Annotated in this window: 16 protein-coding genes and 1 CRISPR repeat array (1 of these 17 running past the window's edge); of the genes, 5 read left to right on the forward strand and 11 right to left on the reverse strand. The window is 46.3% G+C overall.

The features are described 5' to 3' along the window. Window positions 1–1,144: direct repeats of the CRISPR family, unit length 29 nt; unit sequence TTTCCATTCCACTATGGTTCGATTGAGAC; it begins 897 nt to the left of the window's first position. A 412-nt stretch (window positions 1,145–1,556) separates the two neighbouring features. Then, a complete protein-coding gene (locus tag H5T88_06715; GenBank protein MBC7330036.1) occupies window positions 1,557–2,495 on the reverse strand; it encodes a nucleoside hydrolase in 939 nt (312 codons plus the stop codon). Between the two features lie 164 nt (window positions 2,496–2,659). Here H5T88_06715 and H5T88_06720 point away from each other — a divergent pair, with 164 nt between their 5' ends. Genes H5T88_06720 through H5T88_06730 form a run of 3 tightly spaced genes read left to right on the forward strand, consistent with a single transcriptional unit; the run spans window position 2,660 to window position 5,896 of the window. Beyond that, a complete protein-coding gene (locus H5T88_06720) occupies window positions 2,660–3,430 on the forward strand; it encodes an alpha/beta fold hydrolase (protein MBC7330037.1) in 771 nt (256 codons plus the stop codon). 33 nt (window positions 3,431–3,463) lie between these two features. After that, window positions 3,464–4,570, forward strand: a complete 1,107-nt coding sequence (locus H5T88_06725; protein MBC7330038.1) for a DUF3866 family protein — start codon at window positions 3,464–3,466, stop codon at window positions 4,568–4,570. A gap of 18 nt (window positions 4,571–4,588) precedes the next feature. Beyond that, window positions 4,589–5,896, forward strand: coding sequence for a hypothetical protein (locus H5T88_06730; protein MBC7330039.1), 1,308 nt, complete (start codon window positions 4,589–4,591; stop codon window positions 5,894–5,896). 69 nt (window positions 5,897–5,965) lie between these two features. Here the strand turns inward: H5T88_06730 and H5T88_06735 are convergent, their stop codons facing one another. The 6 genes from H5T88_06735 to H5T88_06760 are packed head-to-tail and all read right to left on the reverse strand — an operon-like array spanning window position 5,966 to window position 13,482. After that, window positions 5,966–6,850: a Gfo/Idh/MocA family oxidoreductase gene (locus H5T88_06735; protein ID MBC7330040.1), complete on the reverse strand. Its 885-nt coding sequence runs from the start codon at window positions 6,848–6,850 to the stop codon at window positions 5,966–5,968. A gap of 12 nt (window positions 6,851–6,862) precedes the next feature. Next, window positions 6,863–7,906 carry a Gfo/Idh/MocA family oxidoreductase gene (locus H5T88_06740; GenBank protein MBC7330041.1) on the reverse strand — a complete coding sequence of 348 codons (1,044 nt, stop codon included), beginning with the start codon at window positions 7,904–7,906 and terminating at the stop codon, window positions 6,863–6,865. Window positions 7,907–7,936: 30 nt separating this feature from the next. Further along, on the reverse strand, window positions 7,937–10,357 hold the full coding sequence (locus H5T88_06745) for a family 10 glycosylhydrolase (protein ID MBC7330042.1): 2,421 nt from the start codon (window positions 10,355–10,357) through the stop codon (window positions 7,937–7,939). Between the two features lie 15 nt (window positions 10,358–10,372). After that, the gene (locus H5T88_06750) at window positions 10,373–11,011 is read right to left on the reverse strand and encodes a phosphoribosylglycinamide formyltransferase (protein ID MBC7330043.1); all 639 of its coding nucleotides are present in this window, start codon (window positions 11,009–11,011) and stop codon (window positions 10,373–10,375) included. A gap of 33 nt (window positions 11,012–11,044) precedes the next feature. Further along, the gene (locus H5T88_06755) at window positions 11,045–12,079 is read right to left on the reverse strand and encodes a PQQ-binding-like beta-propeller repeat protein (protein ID MBC7330044.1); all 1,035 of its coding nucleotides are present in this window, start codon (window positions 12,077–12,079) and stop codon (window positions 11,045–11,047) included. A gap of 14 nt (window positions 12,080–12,093) precedes the next feature. Then, window positions 12,094–13,482 carry an amidophosphoribosyltransferase gene (locus H5T88_06760; GenBank protein ID MBC7330045.1) on the reverse strand — a complete coding sequence of 463 codons (1,389 nt, stop codon included), beginning with the start codon at window positions 13,480–13,482 and terminating at the stop codon, window positions 12,094–12,096. 202 nt (window positions 13,483–13,684) lie between these two features. On the opposite strand from H5T88_06760, the gene H5T88_06765 reads away from it, so the two are divergent. Together H5T88_06765 and H5T88_06770 are read left to right on the forward strand one after the other, a co-directional pair. Beyond that, entirely contained in the window at window positions 13,685–18,742 is a 5,058-nt protein-coding gene (locus tag H5T88_06765) for a DUF11 domain-containing protein (protein ID MBC7330046.1), read from the forward strand. Further along, window positions 18,742–19,146 carry a hypothetical protein gene (locus H5T88_06770; protein MBC7330047.1) on the forward strand — a complete coding sequence of 135 codons (405 nt, stop codon included), beginning with the start codon at window positions 18,742–18,744 and terminating at the stop codon, window positions 19,144–19,146. Before H5T88_06765 ends, H5T88_06770 begins: the two co-directional genes overlap by 1 nt. Before the next feature lie 16 nt (window positions 19,147–19,162). Here the strand turns inward: H5T88_06770 and purL are convergent, their stop codons facing one another. The 4 genes from purL to H5T88_06790 all read right to left on the reverse strand — a co-directional run bounded on the left by purL (window position 19,163) and on the right by H5T88_06790 (window position 24,230). Beyond that, window positions 19,163–21,847 carry a phosphoribosylformylglycinamidine synthase subunit PurL gene (gene purL, locus H5T88_06775; protein ID MBC7330048.1) on the reverse strand — a complete coding sequence of 895 codons (2,685 nt, stop codon included), beginning with the start codon at window positions 21,845–21,847 and terminating at the stop codon, window positions 19,163–19,165. 29 nt (window positions 21,848–21,876) lie between these two features. Beyond that, on the reverse strand, window positions 21,877–22,575 hold the full coding sequence (gene purQ, locus H5T88_06780) for a phosphoribosylformylglycinamidine synthase I (GenBank protein MBC7330049.1): 699 nt from the start codon (window positions 22,573–22,575) through the stop codon (window positions 21,877–21,879). 127 nt (window positions 22,576–22,702) lie between these two features. Continuing rightward, window positions 22,703–22,939: a phosphoribosylformylglycinamidine synthase subunit PurS gene (purS, locus tag H5T88_06785; GenBank protein MBC7330050.1), complete on the reverse strand. Its 237-nt coding sequence runs from the start codon at window positions 22,937–22,939 to the stop codon at window positions 22,703–22,705. After that, on the reverse strand, window positions 22,929–24,230 hold the full coding sequence (locus tag H5T88_06790; protein ID MBC7330051.1) for an adenylosuccinate lyase: 1,302 nt from the start codon (window positions 24,228–24,230) through the stop codon (window positions 22,929–22,931). The genes purS and H5T88_06790 overlap by 11 nt, the downstream gene beginning before the upstream one ends. Between the last annotated feature and the right edge of the window lie 285 nt (window positions 24,231–24,515).

Genomic DNA, 24,515 nt, shown 5'->3' on the forward strand with positions numbered 1-24,515 from the left:
CCACTATGGTTCGATTGAGACAATGGAAATGCATACCTTTCCAAGTCTATTTCATCTTCCTTTTCAAATTTCCATTCCACTATGGTTCGATTGAGACGCAAATATTCCCTATCCACCCCCCTCAGACTTTTCCCTATTTCCATTCCACTATGGTTCGATTGAGACTTTGAGCATATTGACCATCACATTGTGGCGGATATGTATATCGCAGATTTCCATTCCACTATGGTTCGATTGAGACCAAATCTGCGCTTGCGATAATCCACCACCCGGAGGTGGCTCAATTTCCATTCCACTATGGTTCGATTGAGACGGAGCGGGCGCACTGGGGGCGCTTGCGGGCATCCTACCTATTTCCATTCCACTATGGTTCGATTGAGACTGGGGACAAGTTTCATTGTTATGGGTGTGGCTTTGGAATTTCCATTCCACTATGGTTCGATTGAGACTTGTCAGGAGGAGTTGATTAGCCAACACAACTACTGATTTCCATTCCACTATGGTTCGATTGAGACCGTAATCCAATTGCAAAAGTTTATATGGAATTGGATGGTTGATTTCCATTCCACTATGGTTCGATTGAGACGAGGAACCACATCAGTGGTGAGCGACTTTCTACCCCATTTCCATTCCACTATGGTTCGATTGAGACCGGAGTATGAGCCATTCCAAGCCTCGACCAGCAAGGATGTCATAGATTTCCATTCCACTATGGTTCGATTGAGACGCGGGGCGAGACGCAATTTATTCCATATATAAGTGCAGATTTCCATTCCACTATGGTTCGATTGAGACGCTACGAGAAGGACCAACTTGATTATGAGATGGACCTATTTCCATTCCACTATGGTTCGATTGAGACAAGTATGGGAAGTGGTATATGAAGTGTCTTTTTGAATACGATGATTTCCATTCCACTATGGTTCGATTGAGACACTTTGACCTTAGCAAAGGAATAGAGGAAAAGAAAATCATTTCCATTCCACTATGGTTCGATTGAGACTCGTTGTAAAAGGCAATGTCCACATAGGGAAGAGCGTATCAATTTCCATTCCACTATGGTTCGATTGAGACAGTTTCCTTACTGTCCCCTTTCGGGGCAGTTTGAGGAGTGATTTCCATTCCACTATGGTTCGATTGAGACCCAGTTTTCACACTGTTATTTTTATTTATTTTCAATCTTCTTTTATTAATTATATCATCAAATATATATTATGCAACTATTTTCTTTTAGAAATTCTTTTCTTCAATCTTTTTCCCTCTCTCCCTTTACTTTTCTCTAACTCAATTTTTCCCTATTTTCCAAAAATCCCCGATAACGCATTTTCCCTTAGGAGGTCTTTGGAAATTGATTTTTAAAAAATCCCTTTAATATTTGCAAATATCAACAAGTTGAAAGACAATTACCTAATTAAAGCTATATTTTTGTCTTATATCATTAAATATCATCAAAAATCCTCTAAAATCACAAAATTGAGGTTTACATTTTTGAAATAAAACCAAATGGTGTTACGAATTTTCTCGCGATCTTTGGAAATCTTCAGCTCATTGCCCTGTTACTTGCTCAATGTCTCTACGAAGAGATTGAGAAATCTCTCTACATCCACATCTACGCAAACTTCGGCGTTGGGCTCCCCGCTCGTCCCCACTATCATCCCCTTCGTATAACCCCCCTCCAGCTCTACCGCTAAGCTCCTTTCCTCTTTCTTGACTAAGCTCTCATCCAAGATAATGGCGCAGGCAAGGGGGTCATGGAGAATGGGCGTTCCGTCAGCCCATCCCGCTTTTCGGAGAAAATCCTCCACTAACTCGCCAAGAAATGGATGCTTCGCTTTTATCTTCGCTTGCCCCTCCCTGCTTAATGGACAACGCATGGTAACATCTAAGCCAACGAATACCGGCTTTATCCCCGATTCCATTATCACTTCCCCAGCATAAGGGTCCCTTATAACATTGTATTCCACATAGGGTTTATTAAAACATCCCGCCATTGCAACATATTTTTTCAGTTTCTTGAATGTTTGGGGGTCGGAAAGATAGGCTACGGCAGCGTTTGACATGGCTCCAATCGTGAGGAGAACGAGATTGCCATCGTATTTCTTTATTGCGGAAAGGATTCCCTGGGGAGCATTATCCCTCACTTCTCCCTTGTATTTCCCATCCGGCTCACGCGGATATGTCAGGCTTGCATCGCCCCTGCGCGGTCCTCCTCCCCATAATATCGGCTTCCCCCAGCCTCTATATATCGGTATGTCCTCCCTGCCCCACTTCTGAAGAAGCCATTGGAGAGTGGCAACTCTCTTCTCATTGGGGTCGTCAACGACGCTTATCCCCACGATGTTGAACTCGGGACGACATATAGCGAAGGATATGGCTAAGGCGTCATCTATGTCGCTTCCTATGTCGGTGTCTATCCAGAGGTTTATCTTCTCTCCCTGGGAAAGGGAGGGAAGGACGAGAAGTGATGAGGCAAGGAAGAATAAGTTCTTTTTCATTTCAGTCCTCCTTTCAGGGAAATCTTTTATTTATTAAAAGATAAAGGTGGATTGAGGTCAAGGGGTTTTGGTGATTGTTTAGTCGCTTCGCTCCTTGCGATGAGAGAAAAGTTGCCTCATTACTCCTTGCGTTAATCCCTGCTAATTTTTATAATGTCATTACTATGAGGGAAGAGTTCGTTTCCTTCTATAACAAGAATGAGCGCATTGTTGGTATGTTGCACATCGCGGGAGAGAAGACTCCTGCTGTTGTGATGTGCCATGGCTTCACCGGTCAGAGGATGGAAGCCCATTTTCTCTTCGTGAAAACGGCGAGGAGATTAGCGGAAAATGGTATCTCTGTCCTGCGTTTTGACTTCCGAGGCTCGGGAGAAAGCGAAGGTAAATTTGAGGATATGACGATTGAGGAGGAAATCTCCGACGCATATACCGCCCTTCATTTCCTTCTTATGCAGGATTTCGTGGACTACAATAGAGTTGGCATCGTGGGGCTAAGTATGGGAGGTTGCGTTTCCGCCTGCCTTGCGGGTAGGGTAAAGAATCTCCTCAAATCGGTTGTTCTCTGGTCCGCGGCTTATAAGCCGAAACAGGACCTCTCGGCAATTCTCACACCGGATGTCAAGGAATCCTTGGAGAAGTTCGGCTACATAAACATGGGAGGAAATAAGGTTGGGAGGAGATTCTTTGAGATACTCCCTCAAATCGACCCCATAGAGGAAATAGTAAAATTCCCTGGCGCTGTTCTTCTCGTTCACGGAGAGGCTGATTTCATCCCCTACTCCCAAGCGGAGGAATGCTATGAGAGATTGAAAGAGCGTAAGGAAGGAAAGGCGAAGCTTCATATCGTCAAGGGCGCTGACCACACCTTCTCCTCGCCGGAATGGGAAGACGAGGTCATAAACCTCACGGTGGAATGGTTTAAGGAAACACTTTGAGTTTGAAGGAGGAATAAAGCCTCTTTGCCGACGATATTCCTTAAAAGAGGGAAGGTTCTCTCAATCATAAAAGAGAGGGAGAATCTTCAAGAGATAGAGGTTGAGATAGGGAAAAGAAAGGAGAAAGCGTATAATTTTCCCCATTTAATGGGAACTGTTAAAGTGGGGGATAGGGTTCTTTTGAACACGACGGCTGTGGAGCTTGCCCTTGGGACTGGTGGTTATCATTTCGTCGTCGCCAATCTGAGCAAGCCCTCCTTTACCCATCAGGATAAGGGACACATAATGAAGCTTCGCTATACTCCTCTTCAGTTCGCTGTTTTATCAACGGAGGAAGAAGGGAATCCAATGAGGGAGGCGTTTGATTCCTTCAAGAGCCTCCGACACATTCCTGTGGTTTGTTGCATCCTTCATAGCCAGATAGCGGGTGTTGCCGCTGGGGCGAGGTATAAACATCCACAGGCTAAAATCGCCTACATAATGACGGATTCCGCTTGCCTCCCACTTCCCTTGAGCGACCTGGTTTATGCTTTAAAGAAGGAGGGATTCATAGACGCAACTATAACCTGTGGGCAAGCCTTCGGTGGGGATTATGAGGCGGTCAATATATATTCCGCTTTAGCGATTGCCCATAAAGTGGCGGGAGCCAACATCGTGATAGTTTCTCAGGGACCGGGCAATGTGGGAACGCGGACGCGGCTCGGCTTCTCGGGAATAGACCAGGTGATAGCTCTGAACGCGGCTTATACTCTGGGCGGGATGCCAATCGCTTGTTTGAGGATAAGTTTCGCCGAGGAGAGATTGAGGCATTTCGGTCTCTCCCATCATTCGCGTGCCATCCTCGGTGATTTGTCTTTGGTTTCCGCTATCGTCCCTCTTCCCATCTTGCCCAAGGATAAGATGCTTCTCTTGAAGGATTATCTCACGGGTTCAAATATCATTGGGAGGCATAGAGTTGTTGTTGAGGATGGAGAGCCTGCCCTAACGCTTTTAAGGGAGCATGAGATAAGCGTTAAGACGATGGGTAGGGGATTGGAGGAGGATAGGGAATTCTTCCTTGCAGCTGGTGCGGCGGGGATAGTGGCTGCGAAACTTCTCAGGAAGGAGTCTCTCACTTACTGGGAAAGTTATGGATTGTGAAAGCTTGGAGGTGAAAAGATGAAAAGGATAAACTTCTTGTTTATATCTTTTATTCTCTCGTTGACAGTTATTCCCTCTTACCCCAGGGGAGCTTTATCCATTCTTCCCCAAAATCCCCATTATTTCGCTGACCCAAAGGGAAAGCCCCTTCTTTTAACCGGTCTTTATGTTTGGGATATCTTTTCTGACCCCACATTTGATTATAAATCCTTCTTCCGTCGTCTTAAAGATAATTCCCTCAATTTCGCCCGTGTTTGGGTTATGTGGGGATGGGAGGAGGAGAATTGGCTCTGCCCCTATGAACGGACGGGTCCGGGGTTGGCTAAGGATGGGAGACCGAAGTTCAACCTTGATAAATTCAATCAATTTTTCTTCAAACATCTAAAAGATGTTTTGGAGTCAGCGAGGAAGGAGGGGATTTATCTTCAGCTGGTGATATTTGATGCTTGGTGTTTAAAGAACTCAGGGGGGCACTGGGATAGGCACTGCTTCAATGGGGCGAATAATGTGAATGGGGTGAATGCAGATAAGAACGGCGATGGGAAGGGGTTGGAATTCTGTAGCTTGAAAGATGAGAAGATAGTGGCTTATCAGAGAAGGTTCATTGATAAGCTGCTGGAGGTTTGCGCGCCTTATGAGAACATCTTCTTTGAGGTAGCGAATGAGAACTATTATGACAGGGAGTGGGAGGAGGAGATGGGGAGATATATCAAGGAGAAGGAAAAGGGGCGGAGGATAAGGCATTTGGTTATGCCATTGGATATGCCTAATCACGATGGCGCGGGGATAAAGGTTTGGAATCTTAAAGCTTTGAAAGATGGTTTTAGGAAGGCTTATGAGAAGTTCAATCAGCCTCTCATTATGGATACGGATGGGATAGGGGAACCGGAGGAGGATGTGATAAGGAGGGCTTTTTGGACTGCTTTCGTAAGCGGTGGGCATTTTGATTTCCTGGATAGCGCCTTATCACCGCAAACAGGTGGAGGGGCGTTGAATCCTCTTAGGGAAAGGGTTTATAAGCAGATGGGATATATAGCTCAGATAGGGAAGGGAGTGGAGTTTTGGAAAATGAAGCCGATGGACGAGGTGGTGGTAAAGGGGATGGCTTTCGCTTTAGGTGAGGCTGGTGAAAGCTATGTCGTTTACTTGCCCTATGGAGGAAGGATTCGGTTGAAGTTGGGAAGTTCGGGTCTTTTCCGCTATCGCTGGTTTAATCCGAGGGAGGGGATTTTTAAAGGTGAGGGGATGTTCAAAGGGGATAGAGCCCATTATTTCACTTCGCCAGGCGATGGCGACTGGGTGCTTCTGATAGAGAAGGGGAAGTGATATGGGAAAATTTTCCCCGGCGGCGAGGCGAAACAGTCGCTCTTTCGCTTATTTTCTTTGTAAATTCAGTTAGAGATAGATTATCTCGCCTTTCTTCTGGGCAGATTGGCGCGCGAGGACGAGCGTCTTTATTATCTCCAGCGTCTCCTCTGGTGGGAAGGGAGGTTCCTTCGTTTCAACCATTCTGAGGAATGCCCTCAGCATATTTGAGTAGAAATAGTCGCTATCCTCAACCCTTACCTCTCGCCAACCCTTCGTTCCATATAGATTCATCTGGAATAGATAAGATATCTCCTTATAAACCGTTAGCACGAACTTCCTGCCATCTTCTTTCGTTATTATCACTATGTCTTTTCCTTCCTCACCGACATTCTGAACGCTCTTTATTCCCTGTCCAATGCACACATATAACTGCTCCATCGCGTGGATTCCGTAGAAGATTAAATCGCCGCTACAAATGCTATTTCCCGTTAAAATCTCACCTATCTCTTCCTTTTTAGCGAGGAATTCCTCCACTTCCTTGGCGTATCTCAAAGCCGAGCAGGACATAAAGGGAGCTTTATATTCTCTCGCGAGATTGATAATCTCTTCCGCTTCCTCAATTGAGGGTGAAAGGGGTTTGTCTACGAATGTAGGCAAGCCAGCTTTTAGGAAGGGAATAGCCCTTCTCTGATGCTTCATCGTTGTATCGTCAGCGATTATCACGCCATCTATTCCACCAATCATTTCCTCCATATCCTCCACGACATTCTCTATTCCGCAGATTTTCGCTATGAGTTCAGCTGATTCCCTATCTGGGTCCCAAATATGGGTTACCCTTGCTCCCTCCAATTTAGTTTTATAAAGGGGGAAATTATGCTTGCGAGCTAAATCCTCATCATAGCCATTGAACATCTCGGAGAAGCTTCTCGCGTGCCAAGCTTTCGCTCCTCCTACCATTCCGATTTTAAGCATTTCATTCGCCTCCTATTTTAAGTTTAATTTCACTGGTTTATTTAAATTGGCGCTTTCCCAAACCGCCTCGGAAATTTTCAGGTCCTTTGCACCATCCCAAAGGGTGCTTTTAGGCTTTCCCTCTCCCAAACATGCAAGGGCGAACGCCTCTATCTCACCCCTATAACCAAAGGCTCCCTCAGCTTTCGTAGCCAACAATTCCGTCCACTCGGGATTCCATTCAATAGTTTGGGTTCTTCCGCCGACGGTAAATTCTTTAAAGGGGAGATTTTTCGGACGGTAGCGAAGATGGAGCATATCCGTTACCTCAAGCAAGCAGCCGTTTCCCGAGAGAGCGAGCCTCTCGCTTATCTTCCAATCGCTCGCCTCAAGGGCGTTTAAATTCATAACGAAGGGGACCCCGCTCTCAAATTCACCGGATATAGCATAAGCGAACATATTCGGCGTCAGGAGATAAAGCTTAGCATACAGCTCTCGCATCTCGCCACAGAAGAAGCGGGCGAGGTTGAAGATGTGAACCACTTGCCCTATTAGGAAGGCTTTAGCGGGGTCCTCTATTCCCCAAATAGCGGGATAGGGACCATTTGAGAATCTTGCCTCAAGGAAATGGATACCTCCGAATTCCTCGCTCTCCGCTATAGCCTTCGCCATCTGATAGCAGACCGCATAGCGTTTCATATAAGCGACCGCACCCCATAATCCCTTCTCATCTGCATACTTGGCTAAGTCAACGGCGTCCTCATAGGAGACGGCTGAGGGTTTCTCAACGAAGATTGGTATTCCTGCATCAAGGCACTTCTTACCGATTTCGCAATGCATTTGAGGTGTTCCGACAATAATCGCGCCATCAAGTTCCTCTTTAGAGAGCATCTCGTCAACATCCGTATACCAGCGAAGGGCACCGAAATAGCGAGCATTTCGCCTCGCCAGTTCTTCCTTCAAATCGCAGACCGCTACAAGGTCTATAATCGGGATAGTATGGATTGTGGGGTAGAGGGAGGATGTCGCGTGTCCTCCGCAGCCGATGAAAGCTATCTTCGCTTTCCTCTCCGACATAAGCTTGTCCTCCTTTCAAATTGTTGGAATTTAAGGAGTTTCCGTTGCTCCCTTGCTTAAGAACGGGAGATATTCAACCAATCTTGCATCGTAATTGAATATAATGAATCCGTCGGCGCCCAAATTCCTCGCGATTTCAATCTGCTGCAAGACCTGCTCAACCGGGATGATGAAGGCACCTATCCCGGGGTAGAGGGGAATCTTGCCTTTAATTATCTCCTTTTGATTTTTTACCAGGGTTTCAAATTTAGCATTGGAATCCGTATAATCCATTGGACAGACGAAATCAAGATAACCAGATTCAACCCACAGCTTCCAATCCTGCCCTACATATTCCCTGCAGTTGGGATAATCCTGAAAGACAGCAGCCGATATCTTAATTGAGGGCTTGATTTTCCTTGCTTCCTCGCTAACCGCCTTAACAAGCTTTGTTATTTGCTCCCTCCTCCAATCAGCAAAAAGCTCCTTCAGGGGACCAGTTATCACATCCTGAGGCCAATTCTCAACTTTTACACCTTTTTCCTCCTCAAATCTCATTCTACATCCCTCGCAGTAGCAGGAGTTCGCGTTTGGATATCGGATGTAATCAAAGTGAATTCCATCAACATCGTATTTTCTAACTACTTCAAGCATAGACTCCAGCTCCAATTTGAAGTTCTCGGGGTGTGAGGGGCAGAGCCACAAAACCTCCTTTCCTTCCTTATCCACTTGTAGCCTTCCTTCTTGTCTCAGCTTCTCAACGAATTCCTTGGGGGCATTTGCCAGATTGAAGTTCACCTTCCAGATGTGGCATTCAATTCCGTATTTCCTGCAGGCGGAGAGGCATTCGGCGATTTGGTCTCCTCTTTCCTTAATTGCATCCGCTACTGGGAGAACCTCGCTGGGATAATAGGCGAGACCGCCCCAAAGCATATTTGGGAAAATCGCCTTGATATTGTTCTCCTTGAGAAACCTAATCGCTTCATCCCAGCTCCAGCCCTCCACCCCGAAAGCGGAGTGGCACCAAACCGCCCTGAATTCTCCTTTTCTGCTCTCAAAACAACGAGAGTATGCTTCCTTCATATTACTCGTCACCGCCTTCCACAGTTTGAAAATCTCGCTTAAATTAGAAGCTTTTTGAAGCCTACCGAAATCTTCCTCCGCTCTGCGGAGGAAGTTCAAGACATCGTTCGCCTTCACTTCGGGCAATGCCTCAGCTTTCTTCTCAATAAATTCCTTAGCCTCCGCAAAGTTCCCAAAGCCATAAATTTTTCCAGCATTTGCGATTACCGTCTTTCTTATTAGAGGGGAGAGGTCAGGCGATAAGTTCGCCAAAATAGCTAAAATCATTTGCTTTCCCTCTTCTTTATTCAGAAGTATATGCCCGAGATAAAATCCCCTTGGCGAGAGTATTGCTGCGGGAAGCCCTGTAGGATAGCCTTTAGCATCAATCCATTCGCCGATTATTTTCGCATCCTCGCTTAGCTTTGTGGGAATATTTGCGTTCCAGGAGCCCTGCCTCATCTCCTCTGGCAGACCATCAACCTCTTCTGTTGAGAACCTCACGCGAGAGAACTCGCCAGCAAAGCTTGCGGGACGATAAACATATTCTTCTATCCCTATTGTCTTTGCTATATTGGAGGGAAGACTGTAAAATATGATGACTTTCCCACCTTCATTAATGAATTTTACTATCTCCTCCGCTTCATTATCCGTTATGTCGGGATTATAGGGGAAGATAAGGATTTTGAATTTGTTTAAATCTATCCCCTTTTCAACTTCGCTATCGCTTGTGGTGGAATAATCCAAGTCGAGACCCTCAAAAATAGAGACCATTCTCTCAAAACATTCCCTAACACTTCCCCCTTCCCGGCTTCCGCTTTTCATCGTTGCGTCACCGTAAACTATTGCTACTTTAGAGGTGGAAGGGAGGGCTTTTATGCTTGCGAGGTAGACATTTGTTGTTTTGGGTTCCAGCTTCGCGGGTTTCCAGAAGGAGATTCTAATTCCCGTGATATTATTCCATCCCTTGGGACTTTCCTCTTGGGAAAATTGAGATTTGCGAAGGACGATTTCTTGCCATCCTTTCCTTTCTATCCTAAATCCGCAGGCATACCAACCTCCTTCGCTTTGAAGGTAAAGTGTGCATCCGCCGAGCTCTGAAGGGTCATCCGCCTTTATCTCCAATATTATCTTTTCGCAATCGCTCAAATCGAGATTGAGGTTTCTATCCCAGTAGCACCTATCCCTAACTTCCGGGAAATTCAGCTCAAATTTGATAACTTTTCTTTCGTTTTCAACGGCTAATGAAACTTGCGGACTATTTTCTTGGGGAATCCATACTGAATTAATCTCCTCATCGCTCGCGTAGCGGACGCTTTCAATGAAGATTTCTTCCCCTGCTGAGGAGTGGATAAGGGAGGAAAGACAGAGAAAAAAGGAAAGCATTAAAAGATGTTTGACGCTCTTCATAATAACCACTCTCCCTTACGAGTTTTTGAGGATGCGAACTCTTCGTCCCTCAATTTTTAGACGTCCTTCTGCGAAAAGCTTTATCGCCAAGGGATAAGCTCTATGTTCTCTTTTCAAGACCCTTTCGGAGAGGGTTTCCGGCGTATCATCTTCCCGAACCATAACCGGTATCTGGACTATTATTGGTCCCAAATCCACCTCTTCAGTGACGAAATGCACAGTGCATCCTGTGACCTTCACTCCGAAATCCAAAACAGCTTGATGAACCTTCAGTCCATACATTCCCTTTCCGCAGAAAGAGGGAATCAAGGCGGGATGGATGTTCATTATCCTATTGCGGAATTCCTCTATGAAGGGAGGGGTAAGAATTCTCATAAAACCCGCGAGGCAGACAAGGTCTACATTATGCTCTTTAAGGGTTTGGGCAAGCGCCTTATCGTAATCTTCTCTGGTGGGATAATTGGATGGGTCAAGGAAGATGGCGGGGATGCCTTCCCTTCTCGCTCTTTCCAGAGCGAATGCATCCTTTTTATCGGAGATGACGCAGACCACATCTCCGGGGATGTAGCCGCTTTTGCAGGCATCTATTATCGCTTGCAAGTTGGAGCCTCTTCCCGAGGCGAGAACACCTATTCTTATTTTAGTTCTTTCCATATAGGGCACATCCCCTTTCTTCGTGATTTTCAATCAGGAATGGCTAAATGCATAGAGGATGCCATTGTCCGAGCCAATGAAGACGCCTTCTTGAGAAGCGGCGAAGGAAGAATGAACTTCGCTTCCCGTTTTCATTTCCCATTTTATCTCGCCCGTTTGCGTATCTATACCATAAAAGATGCCGTTGAGGGTGGCGAAAAGGACGGCATTATTAAAGCAGAGCGGACTAGACCTTATCGGACTGCCAAGCTTTAATCGGAAGAGGGTGCGTCCTGATTGGGCATCAAAGGAGTAGAAGTAGCCGTCATCCGAGCCAACATATACTCTATCGTTTAATACTGCGGGGGAACTCTCTATGGCGTCATATGCGCGAGCTGACCAAATAATCTCCCCGGTCTCCGCATCAAGGCAGAAGAGACGCCCATTTCCAGAGCCGACGAATACCCTTCCCTTATCTATTGCGGGAGTGGACCTTATCAATCCACCAATTCTCGTCTGCCAGGCAAGCTTTCCATCCTCAGTTATCGCGTAAAAGATGCCGTTTTGTGCCCCGAAAAAGATTTTCCCCTCTGCTGCCGCTGGGGACGAGAATATCCACATACCGGCGGAAAAGCGCCAAAGGACCTCTCCCTTTTGCGCGGAGACGCAGTATAGATACTTGTCATCGCTACCGAAATAGACTCTTCCCCTAAGATATAAGGGGGAAGAATCAACCGCACCACCCACGCTTAGGCTCCAAAGGACCTTTCCACTTAGCTCATCAATGGCGTGAAAAGAGCGCAAGGAGGTGCCGACGAAAACCTTTCCACCACCCACACAGGGAGTGGAGAAGATGGGACCATGAAAATCAACACGCCATAGAGGTGTGCCTTTCTTGATATCCAAAGCGATTACCTCCCCATTCCACAAAGCTATGAAGACCTTATCTCCCGAAACAACAGGAGAGGAGCGAATGCGATAACCACCATTGAAACGCCAGAGCGGGGTGAGAGGGAGGAAACATTGCCCTTCATACCTGCCCTGCCTCAATAGGTTACCCTTGAAGAGAGGCCATTCTTGTTTAGTCATAAAGATTCCCCCTTTTATCTTTGCTCCAAAAGTAGTTTATGGAAATGGGCGGGGATTTCCTCGGGATACTCTCCGGTTAAGCAGGCGGTGCAGAAATTTTCCTTGGGGAGTCCGATAGCGCGAATTAAGCCTTCAAGGGAGAGATATTTCAGGGAGGTAGCGCCTATGTAATCCCTTATTTCCTTAATTGATAGACGGGAAGCGATAAGCTCGGAGCGAACCGCTGTATCTATGCCGAAGAAACAGGGATAGGCAATGGGAGGAGAGGAGATGCGCACGTGGACCTCTTTAGCTCCCGCCTCAAAGAGCATTCTTATAATCTTTCCTGTTGTGGTACCTCTAACAATTGAATCATCAACGAGAACTACCCTTTTATTTTTTATCGTTTCAACGATAGGGGTAAGCTTCAACTTTATTCCCACATCCCTTATCCTCTGGTCGGGAAGGATGAATGTTCTTCCAATATATTTATTTTTCAAAAGCCCCTCGCCATAGGGGATGCCCGATGCTTCACTGAAGCCTATCGCGGCAGCGGTCCCCGTATCAGGGACCCCGATAACCACATCAGCTTCAACAGCGCCTTCCTCAAAGAGAATCCTTCCCATTCTCCGTCGTGCCAAGTGAATATTAACTCCCTCTATATAAGAATCGGGACGAGCGAAGTAGATAAATTCAAAGATGCAGAAAGCCTTGCGAGTAGAGGGAATCGCCTTATAGCTCTTGAGTCCTTCCTCACTCGCAACGACTATCTCCCCGGGTTCCACTTCTCTAACGAAGCTCGCCTCAACCAAGGAAAGCGCACAGCTTTCCGAGGCGAAAACCCACTTCTCACCATTGAGTTTGCCGATACAAAGAGGTCTTATCCCATAGGGGTCGCGAATCGCTATCACTTTATTGGGGGTTAGTATCGTAAGGGAGTAGGCTCCCTTGATGGATTTCATCGCTTTGGATATCTTCTCAACGATATCGTCTCCATCTTGAATTGCGATGAGAAGACCGATTAGCTCGCTATCGGAGGAGGAGTTGATGGTCAATCCGAGGTCGGTTAGTTGGGCGGAAAGGAGGAGGGAATTAGTGATGTTGCCGTTGTGGGCGAGGGCTAATTTGACTCCTTTATGAGAGATGAAGATTGGTTGGGCGTTTAGAATGATGTTGGAGCCGGTTGTGGAGTAGCGGGTATGACCGATGGCGCAGTGTCCCTCCAGGGCTTGGAGCATCTCCTCTGTGAAGATATTATTGAGGAGTCCCAAACCTTTATGGAGGAAGATTCTCTCGCCGTTTGCTACCGCTATTCCTCCTGCTTCCTGTCCTCTATGTTGGAGGGCGAAGAGACCGAAATAGGTGAGGCGTGCCACATCCTCACCGGGAGCATATATCCCGAAAATTCCGCAGCTTTCTTTCATCGCCAATTTAAAAATTATAAGTCTTTTATAGGAAAAGTAAAGATTTTTGAGTCCTTAGAAAGAAAAAATCTCGCTTGCATAATTTTTGATGTTGTCTTAACTTTAAGCAATAGCAACGGATAGGGTTAAAAGTTATTGACAGGATGGGGGAATTAGATTAAAATTAAGCGATTAGCATTTTAAAGAAGGGGGTTTAGAGCACATGGTCCGGAGTGACAGGTTAGCAAGGCATTGGCGTTGGACATTGGAAAGAGCGACTGCTGTTTTCTTGCTCTTTCTATTGTCTAACACTTATGCATATTGTGCCTCTTCTCCTGCCAATTCCCGCCAAGTTCACTCTCTTAGAGCTTTAACAAGAGGGGAGGAGGTCCAGATAACAAATGACCTCCATGACCAGTGGAATCCAGCTATATATGGTGATAAGATTGTTTGGCAGGATTATAGGAACGGCAACTGGGATATCTATATGTATGACTTATCCACAAAGAAGGAGGTCCAGATAACAAATGACCCCCATGACCAGTGGTGGCCAGCTATATATGGTGATAAGATTGTTTGGCAGGATTGGAGGAACGGCAACTTAGACATCTATATGTATGACTTAAGCATTGGGCAGGAGGTGCCAATATGCACGAATGGTGCTGGCCAGTATGCCCCAGCTATATATGGTGATAAGATTGTTTGGCAGGATTATAGGAACGGCAACTGGGATATCTATATGTATGACTTATCCACAAAGAAGGAGGTCCAGATAACAAATGACCCCCATGACCAGTGGAATCCAGCTATATATGGTGATAAGATTGTTTGGGAGGTTTGGAGGTATGGCAAGCCAGACATCTATATGTATGACTTAAGCACTGGACAGGAGGTACCCATATGCACTAATAACTCTGACCAGTATGCCCCAGCTATATATGGTGATAAGATTGTTTGGGAGGATTGGAGGAACGGCGACTCAGACATCTATATGTATGACTTAAGCGCTGGACGGGAGATTCCAATCTGCACGAATAGTGCTCTCCAGTATGCCCCAGCTATATATGGTGATAAGATTGTTTGGGAGGATTGGAGGAACGGCAACTGCGACATCTATATGTATGACTTAAGCATTGGACAGGAGGTACCAATATGCACGAATGGTGCTGGCCAGGATGACCCAGCTATATATGGTGATAAGATTGTTTGGGAAGATGAGAGGAACGGCAACTGCGACATCTATATGTATGACTTATCTGTGGATACCACCCCACCAACTGCTCCAAAAAATCTCACAGCTACTGTGGTGGGCTTAGAGGAGATAGACCTCAGCTGGGAAGCCTCAACTGATAGTGGAGGTTCTGGATTGGATGGCTATGAAGTTATGAGACGAGAATCGGGCGGTACCTTTTCGCGCATTGCAAGGGTTGATGCTAATACCCTAACCTACAAGGATAAAAATGTCTTTATTAACATAACTTATGAATATAGAGTGCGTGCGTATGATAAAGCGGGAAATTATAGCGATTTCTCCAACATCGCTACAGCTACAATCACTCTCCCCTTCACATTTACTAAAACCGTTGATAAAACAACTGCAAATATTGGTGATACCCTGAAGTATACACTCACTTATAAAAACGATAGCTCATATACATTGAGTAACCTCAAGATAAAGGATTCCCTATCCTCAAACGTTGATTATGTTTCCGGAAGCGCAACTGGTGGGGGAAGTTACGATGCCAGCAATAGGACACTTGAGTGGCAAATAGGTAGCTTACAACCGGGAGGACAGGGGAGCGTTCAATTCCAGGTGCAGGTGCTTGGTGGAACAGAGATAGTCAATAAAGCGGAGATAAGTTTTGCGGGAGGGAAGATTGAGAGCAACACTGTTACAACGACTATATCCCTTCCTTCCCACAACATTACTGAGGATGTCAACTTCTCTTTTTCCGCTAGCTTATTTGCTGGTTTATACGGGGAGATAGGTGTTAGTTTAAGCTCACTTGGGTTAAAGGGAGCAGAGTTAGCTGGAGGTGCATTAAGAGGATTGGACATAGGATTTACGATTACACCTGTCAACAATGTTTATGCTCTCAAGATAGAGAACAATAGTTCAACTGGCGCGAAGATAGAGGGAAGTTTGGGCAAGGCTGAGGCGGGAATAGTCAGTGCGACAGCCGTAGAGGCGGGACTAACAGCCAACATACTCAATGGGATTGAAGATCTCATCCCTAACCCTCTTAATGATGCCCAGCAATCCGCGTACTCTCTTTCTATAATTTTCACTTCTGCCGCTTCCGTTGCTGCTAAGTCTTCCCAACTTGCGCTTTTACCAGGTGTAGGTAAGTTTGTTGAAGCCCTGGCTGATTATATTACCGAAGCCGACCCTTATAAGACGGAAAGTTCGGAGGCTATAGAATTAGTTGGGGAGTCTGGTTTGCTTGATGTGAGCTTAGGTGCAGGGGCGGAGTCAAAAGGCAAAGCGGAGATAGGCAACGATGTTGTTGGTGGCTCTATCGCTGGGAAAATGGAAAAAGTCACTAATCTCAGGCAACAAGATGACTGGAAGCATCAGTATTCGTTCACAATAAGCTCGGGAGCGAGCCTTGCTTGCCCCTTCATAGCTGGAGTAACCGGTCAACAGGAGTTCACGGCGGGATTTAAGGAGAACGAAAGCAACGACATCACTTCCCTTTTCTACGGAGGTTCTGTAGATCCGGGAGTGGGTGTGGCGTTTACTGAACTACACTATATAAAAACATATCGGGCGGAAATTTCTCCCTCCCTTTTCTCAAGAATTTATAACGAGTGCCAGAATAACCAGATAGCCTTATTTTTGAACGGAGTGAAGTGTGCCCTTATGCCCGGCTCGCTCATAGATTCCAGTTCGGAATTTGAAAGCATGATTTCCCAGTATGCCCAAAAGGGAGAGGCAACTTATGAGTTAGGTGAGGAGGAGAAGAAGCAAGTTGGGTTGGAACTATCGGTGGATATCGGAGCCGCTTTGGGAGTTGGAGGAGGGATACAGATAGGTTTTGCTGGGGAAATCGTTTATTCAAATTCCTTCCCAACCGAAAAAGGCTATCTAATGAATGGTGGCAGAGTAGCGATAGAAAAATATAACCGTGTACCATCACAGTATAGAGAAGTTCAAGGCATTGCTTCCTTCATCCAAAAAATGGTGCAAAATGTGCTGAATGTAAGTGCGTTTATAAATGAACTAGAATCAGCCTTTACAACCCTCATCCAGACAATTCAGTCGGGCGTTGACACAGTAGTTGACTGGATAGAAGGGGGAGTAAATTGGGTTTTATCCGGTGTGGAATCGTTTTCCTTGTCGGGCAGGGGTCAACCCCAGGCAGAGTTAGTTGGTTATGAGATAAAGACGCCGATATTCGCTGAGACGAGAGAGGGAATCTCCATCTCCTTTATCCCCTACAAAGCGAGGAAAGTGAGGATGTTATCACGCCAAGATGTGCAGGAAGTGACGATGATGAAATATGGCGTTAACTTGAATGTTAAGAATGCGGATGGGACCTATCTAACTTCTTTCCCAGCAAACTCCAATACCCTCAGGATAACAGTTGGGGATGACCAATTGAGGGAGAGGGGCTTTGACCCCGCCCAGGATTATCAAAACCTGAAAATCTTTTGGTTCAATCCCGATGATAACACTTGGATTGAAATGCCGACTACAATTACGAGAAACGCTGATTCCACAACATTGGAAGCCAAGCCGGAGAAACCAGGTACATATGCGGGAGGGATAGCTTCTCTACCTCCCGATAGGGAGCCGCCCCAGATAACCATCATATCACCCCAAAATGGGGCGACCACATCTCTCACACCAATCCTCTGCGCCTCCATAACCGACCCAAATCTCAAAGCTGATACGATAAAATTCAAGATAGATGGTGAGGAGGTTGAACCTGTTTATAGGTATGCTGACCCATCGGTTAGCCAATACCTCGCCCTTCCTTCCCAACCCCTAACTCAAGCTTCCCATAGGCTTGAGGTCTATGCGGAAGACAAATCGGGCAATCATAGAAGCGTAGATGTTAGTTTCACGGCTTCCTCCTCAACGCCTAAATTGAATATCAGCTTTATCTCCCTCCCCTTCGCACCCAAGGATATCCTCTCAAGGATGGTTGATTTCCAGCAAGTCGCTGTTTGGACAGGGACAAATTACTATATCTCCAACGAGCTTGCCCCGGAAATCGCGAGGGGCTTTTGGTTGAAGACTTCCCAGAATTTTGAGCCATCAACTCTCAAGCCCCTTGGCTATGCTATACCGACTGATAGGGAGTTCAGCCTTCCTTTGAATAGGGGCTGGCAAGCCTTCGGGCTCCCTTGGATTTATCCCCTGCCGATAAGTGGGCTACTAATTGAGGATATGAACGGGAATAGGAAGCCATTCTCCGAGGCGGGCAATCTCGTTGGACCGATACTTTTCCGCTGGGACGGGACAAAATATGTTAACGCTGGGCTCCAACAGGGTATGGAGAAAACTCTCTATCCCTGGTTCAGCTACTGGGTCAGGGTAAAGGAAGATTGCAAGCTTATTTTCCCCAAGGAGCCCTGGAATGTTAAGGCGCAGAGGGGTTCAAATCTTGAGGGCTTCTGCCTGCCTATAAAAGCTGTCTTCTCCGATGGAGCAAGCGAAGATGTATACATAGGTATGGGCAAGCAGGAGATAACATCTCCCTTCCCACCTCCCGCTCCCTATTTTCAGGGTCAGAAGAGGATAGCAATTATAAAAAATGGAGAGCTTCTTTACATAGACATTCGCAAGGAGGGAGGGAAGCAGGAGTGGAGATTGGCTGTGAAGGGAGATGCTACCCTGTTCTTCCCCAATCTCTCCTATCTTCCCAAGGGTTGGCAGGTTATTCTCACTGATGGGGATAAAAGATATTACCTGAAGACGACATCGGCGATTAAAGTGGAGGGTGATAAGGAGCTGAAGGTGGAGATAGGAGAGGGATTGATAACACCGCTTCTCATAAATATGTTGGATGCGAGGTCGGTGAGGGGAGGAGTCAATATAAGCTGGAGTGTCAATTTGCCCTGTCAGGTTAAGGTAGCGATTAAGGGAGCGGATGGAAGGATATTGAGGGATTTGGGGATGAGGGCGTCATCCTCCGGGCTGAATTCCCTATTCTGGGATGGAAAGGGGCAGGATGGGAAGCCTTTGCCGGCGGGAATTTACATAATAGAGCTCACCGCGAGGGATGAGCTCAATCAATTTGTTAGAGCGATAAGGATGGTGAACTTGAGATGATGAGAAAATTATTCTTGCTGTTCACGATAGTCCCAATAGTAGTGCTTCTTACGGGCTGTGGCGGAGGCGGTGGAGGAGGTGTTTCAAAGCCTCCTGCCCCTGAAAACTTCGTAGCCGATAGAGTTTGGGTTAAAAACGGAACCAACTTGACCCAGAAGGTAACTCTATCTTGGGAGCTTGTTGATGGAGCACAGTTGTATAAAGTTTACATACAAGTTGAAGGTCAAACAGCGCCAACATTTCTCAAAGAAATTTCCTCATCCGAGGTGCCTTACACATACAACCTTCCCTCGGATTTATATGTCTTAGATATAGACTTTTTAGTATCCGCCGTTGTAAATGGTGTTGAGGGAGAGCTTGCCCGAGCTTCAGCACCTGCTCCACCTCCTCCCAGCCCGTTTTAGCTTATAGGGAAAGCTTTCATCCCGCAACGAACCTATTTATTGCGGACCGGTATACCTCCTCTATGTCTTTAAGAGATAGGCTTATCAATTCGTCCCCTGACATTCTTTCAATATGAAGTCTCTTCCCGCCTACCTTTCCGATGATGGTTATTGGGACCCCGAGCTCATCTGCCAAGCCCTCAAGAAGCGGGAGCTTTTCTGGTGATAGGGAAAGGACAAAACGGGCTTGGCTTTCGCTGAAAAGGAAGTGGGAGGGAGGTAATGAGAAAGAAGGTATTTCAACTGTGGCGCCGATTTTCCCCAAAATACAAGCTTCCGCGAGGGCAACAGCCAATCCTCCCTCCGCTACATCGTGGGCAGAGGAAAGGAGTCCCAGTTTCGCTGCCTCTTGGCATAGCTTGTTTGCTCTCCATTCCCTCTCCAAATCAACCGTTGGAGGTTCTCCCGCTATCTTACCGAAAATCTCCTTTAGATATTCGGAACCCCCTAACTCGGGGAATGTTTCGCCCACGAGAACGACAAGGTCGCCCTCGTTACGAAAACCCGCTTGAACTCTCTTTTCTATATCCTCAATCAAGCCAAGCATTCCCACAACAGGAGTGGGGAAGACCCTCCGATTCGGGCTTTCATTATAGAAGGAAACATTTCCCGATATGATGGGAATATTCAAATATGAGGCTGCTTTCGCCATCCCTTTTATCGTCTCGCTGAACTGCCAAATTACTTCTCCTTTTTCCGGCGAACCGAAATTGAGGCAATCGGTTATGGCGAGTGGTTGGGCACCCGTGGCAGAGATATTCCGAGCTGATTCCGCTACCGCTATCATCCCTCCTTTGTAGGGATTAAGATAGACATACCTGCCATTCCCATCGGTCTTAACGGCTATTCCCTTATTTGTCCCCTTCACTCTTAGGAGGGCGGCATCCCCTCCAGGGTAAATTACAGTGTTTATCAAAACCATATGGTCATATTGCTCATATACCCATTCCTTGCTTGCGATGTTTGGAGAAGAAAGAAGGCGAAGGAGAACTTGATTGTAGTCATCGGGTTCAGGCAAATCAAGGGGATTGAAGGAAGCGAGCTCATCTATATAAGAGGGTTTAATCGGCTTTGGACGATAGCGAGGTGCTTCCGCCAAAAGCTTTGCCGGCACCTCCGCTACGACCTCGCCTTTGTGTTTCACCCTTAGAATTCCATCATCCGTTACAACCCCTATGGGAGCGTAATTCAATCCCCATTTCTCTATGACTTTCCTGACTTTATCTTCCTCGTTATTCTTAACGATTAGGAGCATCCTCTCCTGGGATTCGGAGAGCATTATCTCAAAGGGGGTCATGCCAGTTTCCCGAAGGGGAACCCTGTCCAAGTCCAACTCCATTCCCGTTCCTGCCCGCGCGGCGGTCTCGCTTGTTGAGGAGGTTATTCCTGCCGCTCCCATATCCTGAACACCTACCACAGCGCCGGTCTTTATAGCCTCTAAAACCGCTTCTATGAGCAACTTTTCGCTGAAGGGGTCGCCAATCTGAACCTGTGGTCTTTTGCTTTCCGATTCCGGTCCGAGCTCAACGGAGGCGAAAGCTGCGCCAGCGATTCCATCTCTTCCCGTGCTTGAACCTACCAAAACGGCTATGTTGCCCACCCCCTCTGCCCTTCCCTTCTGGAGTTCCTCAATCCTACCCAAACCGACACACATCACATTGACGAGGGGATTGTCTTCATAGGAATCCTCAAAATAAATCTCTCCCGCAACGGTGGGAACGCCGATGCAGTTATGAACGGCGAACCCTCCCTGAGTTATGAATATATGCGTATCCTCTACCTCAACATCAAACACCCATCTCTCTTCCTTTATATCTCTAACCCCGACGACCTTCGTGGGGCGGGGATAGGAAAGGTCTTGGAAGAGAAGGAGGGTATCTCCCTTTTCCAGTTCCCCAGCATTGATAAACCTAACTCCACCCTTGAAAGTAAGGAGAGGATGGTCGTGGGTGGCAAGGAGCTTTCTTCCAGAGGCGGTGATAATTTCCAGGAAAGAAGTAGCTTTTCTTCGGAAGACTTTAAGTGCTTTCTTCCAGCATACGGATAGGCTCTTGGGGTCATATGAGAGGATTTGCACATCTTCAATCTCGGCGGCTTGGGGGAAATCCTCCTTTTTGGGGATGAACCTATCCGCTAATTCCTCTAACGATATACATTCCATATTTCCCTTAAGCTTCAATACGACCTTCTCTTCTGCAGGTAGGCAATTTCCATAGAACGATATGCCCGAAACAACCCCTTGGAATAGATATTTAACCCTTGGGGATGTAAGGGAGCCGAAGCGGAGGGAATCAAGGAGAGCTATTGGACGGGTGCCCATGGCTAAAATATCCCTTACTATTCCACCTATGCCAGTAGCTGCTCCTTGGAAAGGTTCAACAGCGGAGGGATGGTTATGGGACTCCATCTTCATTGATACGCATAAGCCGTCTCCTATATCAACTACCCCGGCGTTCTCTCCAGGTCCCTGAATTACCCATGGAGCGGAAGTAGGGAAAAGTTTGAGGAATTTCTTTGAGTGTTTATATCCGCAATGCTCGGACCAAAGAACGGAGAACATTCCCAACTCAACGATGTTTGGTTCCCGTCCAAGTGCCTTCTTGATTCTCTCGTATTCGTATCTTGTGAGTCCGAGCTCTTTATAGATAGGTTTTCTTCTCATAGAATCCTTTTAACCTCCTCAATAAGCTTTCAAAGATTTGTTTTAGCCCATTCAGCCATTGATTTGAAGATGCGGAATCCATCTGCAGAGGAAAGAATTTGCTCGGAGCACCTCTCGGGGTGAGGCATTAGTCCGAGGACGTTTCCCTTCCCGTTAACGATTCCCGCTATGAAGTTCATGGAGCCATTTGGATTCGCCTCATCGGAGAGGTTTCCTTCTGGGTCGCAATAGCGTAAGACGACTTGCTTATTATCCTCAATGGATTTCAGAACATCTGGGGGAGCGAAAAATCTTCCTTCAAAATGGGCTATCGGCATCCGAAGGACTTCTCCCTCCCTATAGAGGTGTGTGAACGGGGTTCGGTTATTTTCAACGCGGAGATGGACGAACTTGCAAAGGAAACGCAGATTGGTGTTTTTGAGAAGAGCGCCGGGGAGAAGCCCTGCCTCAACGAGGATTTGAAACCCGTTGCATATTCCTATAACGAGCTTTCCTTTCTCAGCTTCCTTTCTCACGGCTTCCATAATTGGAGATAGCTTCGCTATAGCGCCGGTGCGAAGATAGTCTCCATAGGAGAAACCGCCGGGAAGGATTATGCAGTGATAGTCCGAGAGGTCGCTTTGGGTATGCCAAACATAGTCAACATCCTCCCCTAGGACTTCTTTAACGACGTAATAGCAATCCATTTCACAGTTAGTGCCGGGGAAGACCACTGTTGCGAACTTTATTTTAGCCATAATCCTTTCCCTCTTTCTCCTATTAAGTCTTTAATTAAAGAGTTAACATCTTCTGCTCCACCTTTGGACAGTCTGGCAATAAGCCTGTTCGTCTCCCGTTCCTCCCTTCCAGCGCCGCTCATCTCTTATCCTCAATAACTATTTCATAATCCTCCACAACGGGATTTGCAAGCATTCGCTCGCACATCTCCTTTATCCTCTCCTCTGATGGATTGTTTATTTCCATCTCTATCAACTTACCTATCCTAACATTCTCAACCTCGTCAAAACCGAGATTGCGAAGCGCCCGCAGGACTACTTGCCCTTGCACATCTAAAACTCCTTCTTTCAAGCGTATGTAAACTTTAGCCTTCATCTATTCCTGCCCTCCTAAATATATAATCTATCCATTTCAAATGCTCGTTAAGGTCAAAACATCTCTCTATTTCCTCAGGTGAAAGAAGATTTCTAACTCTGTCATCGCTCAAAGAGACATCCCGAAGCTCTTTCCCTTCCTCCATAGCTTTGAAAGAGAGCTTTTGAACGAGCTCATACGCTTCATCCCTCGTCAGCCCTTTATCAATGAGCCTCAACATTAGGCTTTCCGACCCCCAAGTGCCGAGCGTTTTCCCTATATTCTCTCTCATTTTTCCCTCATTCACCACGAGTCCCTTCAGAACGCCTCTGAATTTCACGAGGATGTAGTGAGTGAGGGTTGTTGCTTGAGGGAAGATTATCCTCTCGGAAGCGGAGTTGGTCAAATCCCTCTCTCCCCATAAGGGTATATTTTCCAAGCTGGTGATGAGATAGGCTCTTATCACCCTGGCAAGACTGCAAATCCTCTCGCATATGATGGGGTTTTTCTTGTGGGGCATAGCAGATGAACCCCTTTGTCCTCTTCCAAATGGTTCCTGCAATTCCTCAATATTGCTTCTTTGAAGGTTTCTTATCTCTGTTGCGAACTTCTCAAGGGAGGAAGCTATGGAAGCGAGGGCAAAAAGATATTGGGAATGTCTATCCCTTTGAAGAATCTGGGTGGAAACGGGAGCGGGTTTAAGCCCTAATTCACTCAAGGCTATTTCTTCTATTTCGGGAGATGAATTGCCGAAAATACCCACAGCACCGGAGATTTTCCCATAGGAGATGATTTCCTTCGCTTCCTCCATTCTCTTTAAATTTCTCTCCATCTCACAGAACCAGAGGGCGAATTTGAAACCCAAGGTTATTGGCTCGGCGAACATTCCGTGCGTCCTTCCCATCATGGGCGTGAACTTGTGTTCCAAAGCTTTTTGCTTTAAAAGCTCAATGACTGAACGAATCTCTTCAATTATCACATCTGCGGATTCCCTAAGCAAAAGGGATAGAGCTGTATCAACGACATCATAGGAAGTTGCCCCATAATGGAAGAAGCGTTTCGCATCCTTTGAGAGGTTCTCTGTGGCTGCCTTAACGAAGGCGATGACATCGTGTCCAACTTCCTCCTCAATTTCTTTCATCCTTTTCAAATCGACCTTTGCCTTTTCTACTTCCTCCACCACCGAGCTTGGAACCTTTCCCTGTTTAGCCCATGCCTTCAAAATCGTTGTTTCAACCTGGAGCCACTTGGAGACCTTATATTCCTCGCTCCAGATTTTATCCATTGGGGGGAGGGTGTATCTCTCTATCATTACGAAATAAATAATACCCGAAAAGGATGGGAAAGGTCAAGAAACTTATAGAAAATCAGGCTTTATTGCGGGAAAAATTACAGTGATGGGAACGCTTAAGAATGCGAAAAAAAACTATAAAAATTTGCGAATGTTTTGAGGGAGTTTCAGTATACAGACAGTAGTCCCTATGACTATATTAATTTTGCACGAAAAGATAAACTCAACATCGGTTTTGCAACGCCACTTTTTAATCTAATATAATCGGGTTACACAACGAATTCTGCAACAAAAACCTTAAGCTGA

Source organism: bacterium (genome assembly GCA_014360495.1).
Classification (GTDB): Bacteria; Armatimonadota; JACIXR01; order JACIXR01; family JACIXR01; genus JACIXR01.

Coding starts and splice junctions, on each gene's coding strand:
- H5T88_06760 (MBC7330045.1), bottom strand. CDS start 13,482: ATGAAAGAAAGCTGCGGAATTTTCGGGATATATGCTCCCGGTGAGGAT.
- H5T88_06715 (MBC7330036.1), bottom strand. CDS start 2,495: ATGAAAAAGAACTTATTCTTCCTTGCCTCATCACTTCTCGTCCTTCCC.
- H5T88_06730 (MBC7330039.1), top strand. CDS start 4,589: ATGAAAAGGATAAACTTCTTGTTTATATCTTTTATTCTCTCGTTGACA.
- H5T88_06750 (MBC7330043.1), bottom strand. CDS start 11,011: ATGGAAAGAACTAAAATAAGAATAGGTGTTCTCGCCTCGGGAAGAGGC.
- H5T88_06790 (MBC7330051.1), bottom strand. CDS start 24,230: ATGATAGAGAGATACACCCTCCCCCCAATGGATAAAATCTGGAGCGAG.
- purL (MBC7330048.1), bottom strand. CDS start 21,847: ATGAGAAGAAAACCTATCTATAAAGAGCTCGGACTCACAAGATACGAA.
- H5T88_06765 (MBC7330046.1), top strand. CDS start 13,685: ATGGTCCGGAGTGACAGGTTAGCAAGGCATTGGCGTTGGACATTGGAA.
- H5T88_06720 (MBC7330037.1), top strand. CDS start 2,660: ATGAGGGAAGAGTTCGTTTCCTTCTATAACAAGAATGAGCGCATTGTT.
- H5T88_06745 (MBC7330042.1), bottom strand. CDS start 10,357: ATGAAGAGCGTCAAACATCTTTTAATGCTTTCCTTTTTTCTCTGTCTT.
- H5T88_06755 (MBC7330044.1), bottom strand. CDS start 12,079: ATGACTAAACAAGAATGGCCTCTCTTCAAGGGTAACCTATTGAGGCAG.
- purS (MBC7330050.1), bottom strand. CDS start 22,939: ATGAAGGCTAAAGTTTACATACGCTTGAAAGAAGGAGTTTTAGATGTG.
- H5T88_06770 (MBC7330047.1), top strand. CDS start 18,742: ATGAGAAAATTATTCTTGCTGTTCACGATAGTCCCAATAGTAGTGCTT.
- H5T88_06735 (MBC7330040.1), bottom strand. CDS start 6,850: ATGCTTAAAATCGGAATGGTAGGAGGAGCGAAAGCTTGGCACGCGAGA.
- H5T88_06740 (MBC7330041.1), bottom strand. CDS start 7,906: ATGTCGGAGAGGAAAGCGAAGATAGCTTTCATCGGCTGCGGAGGACAC.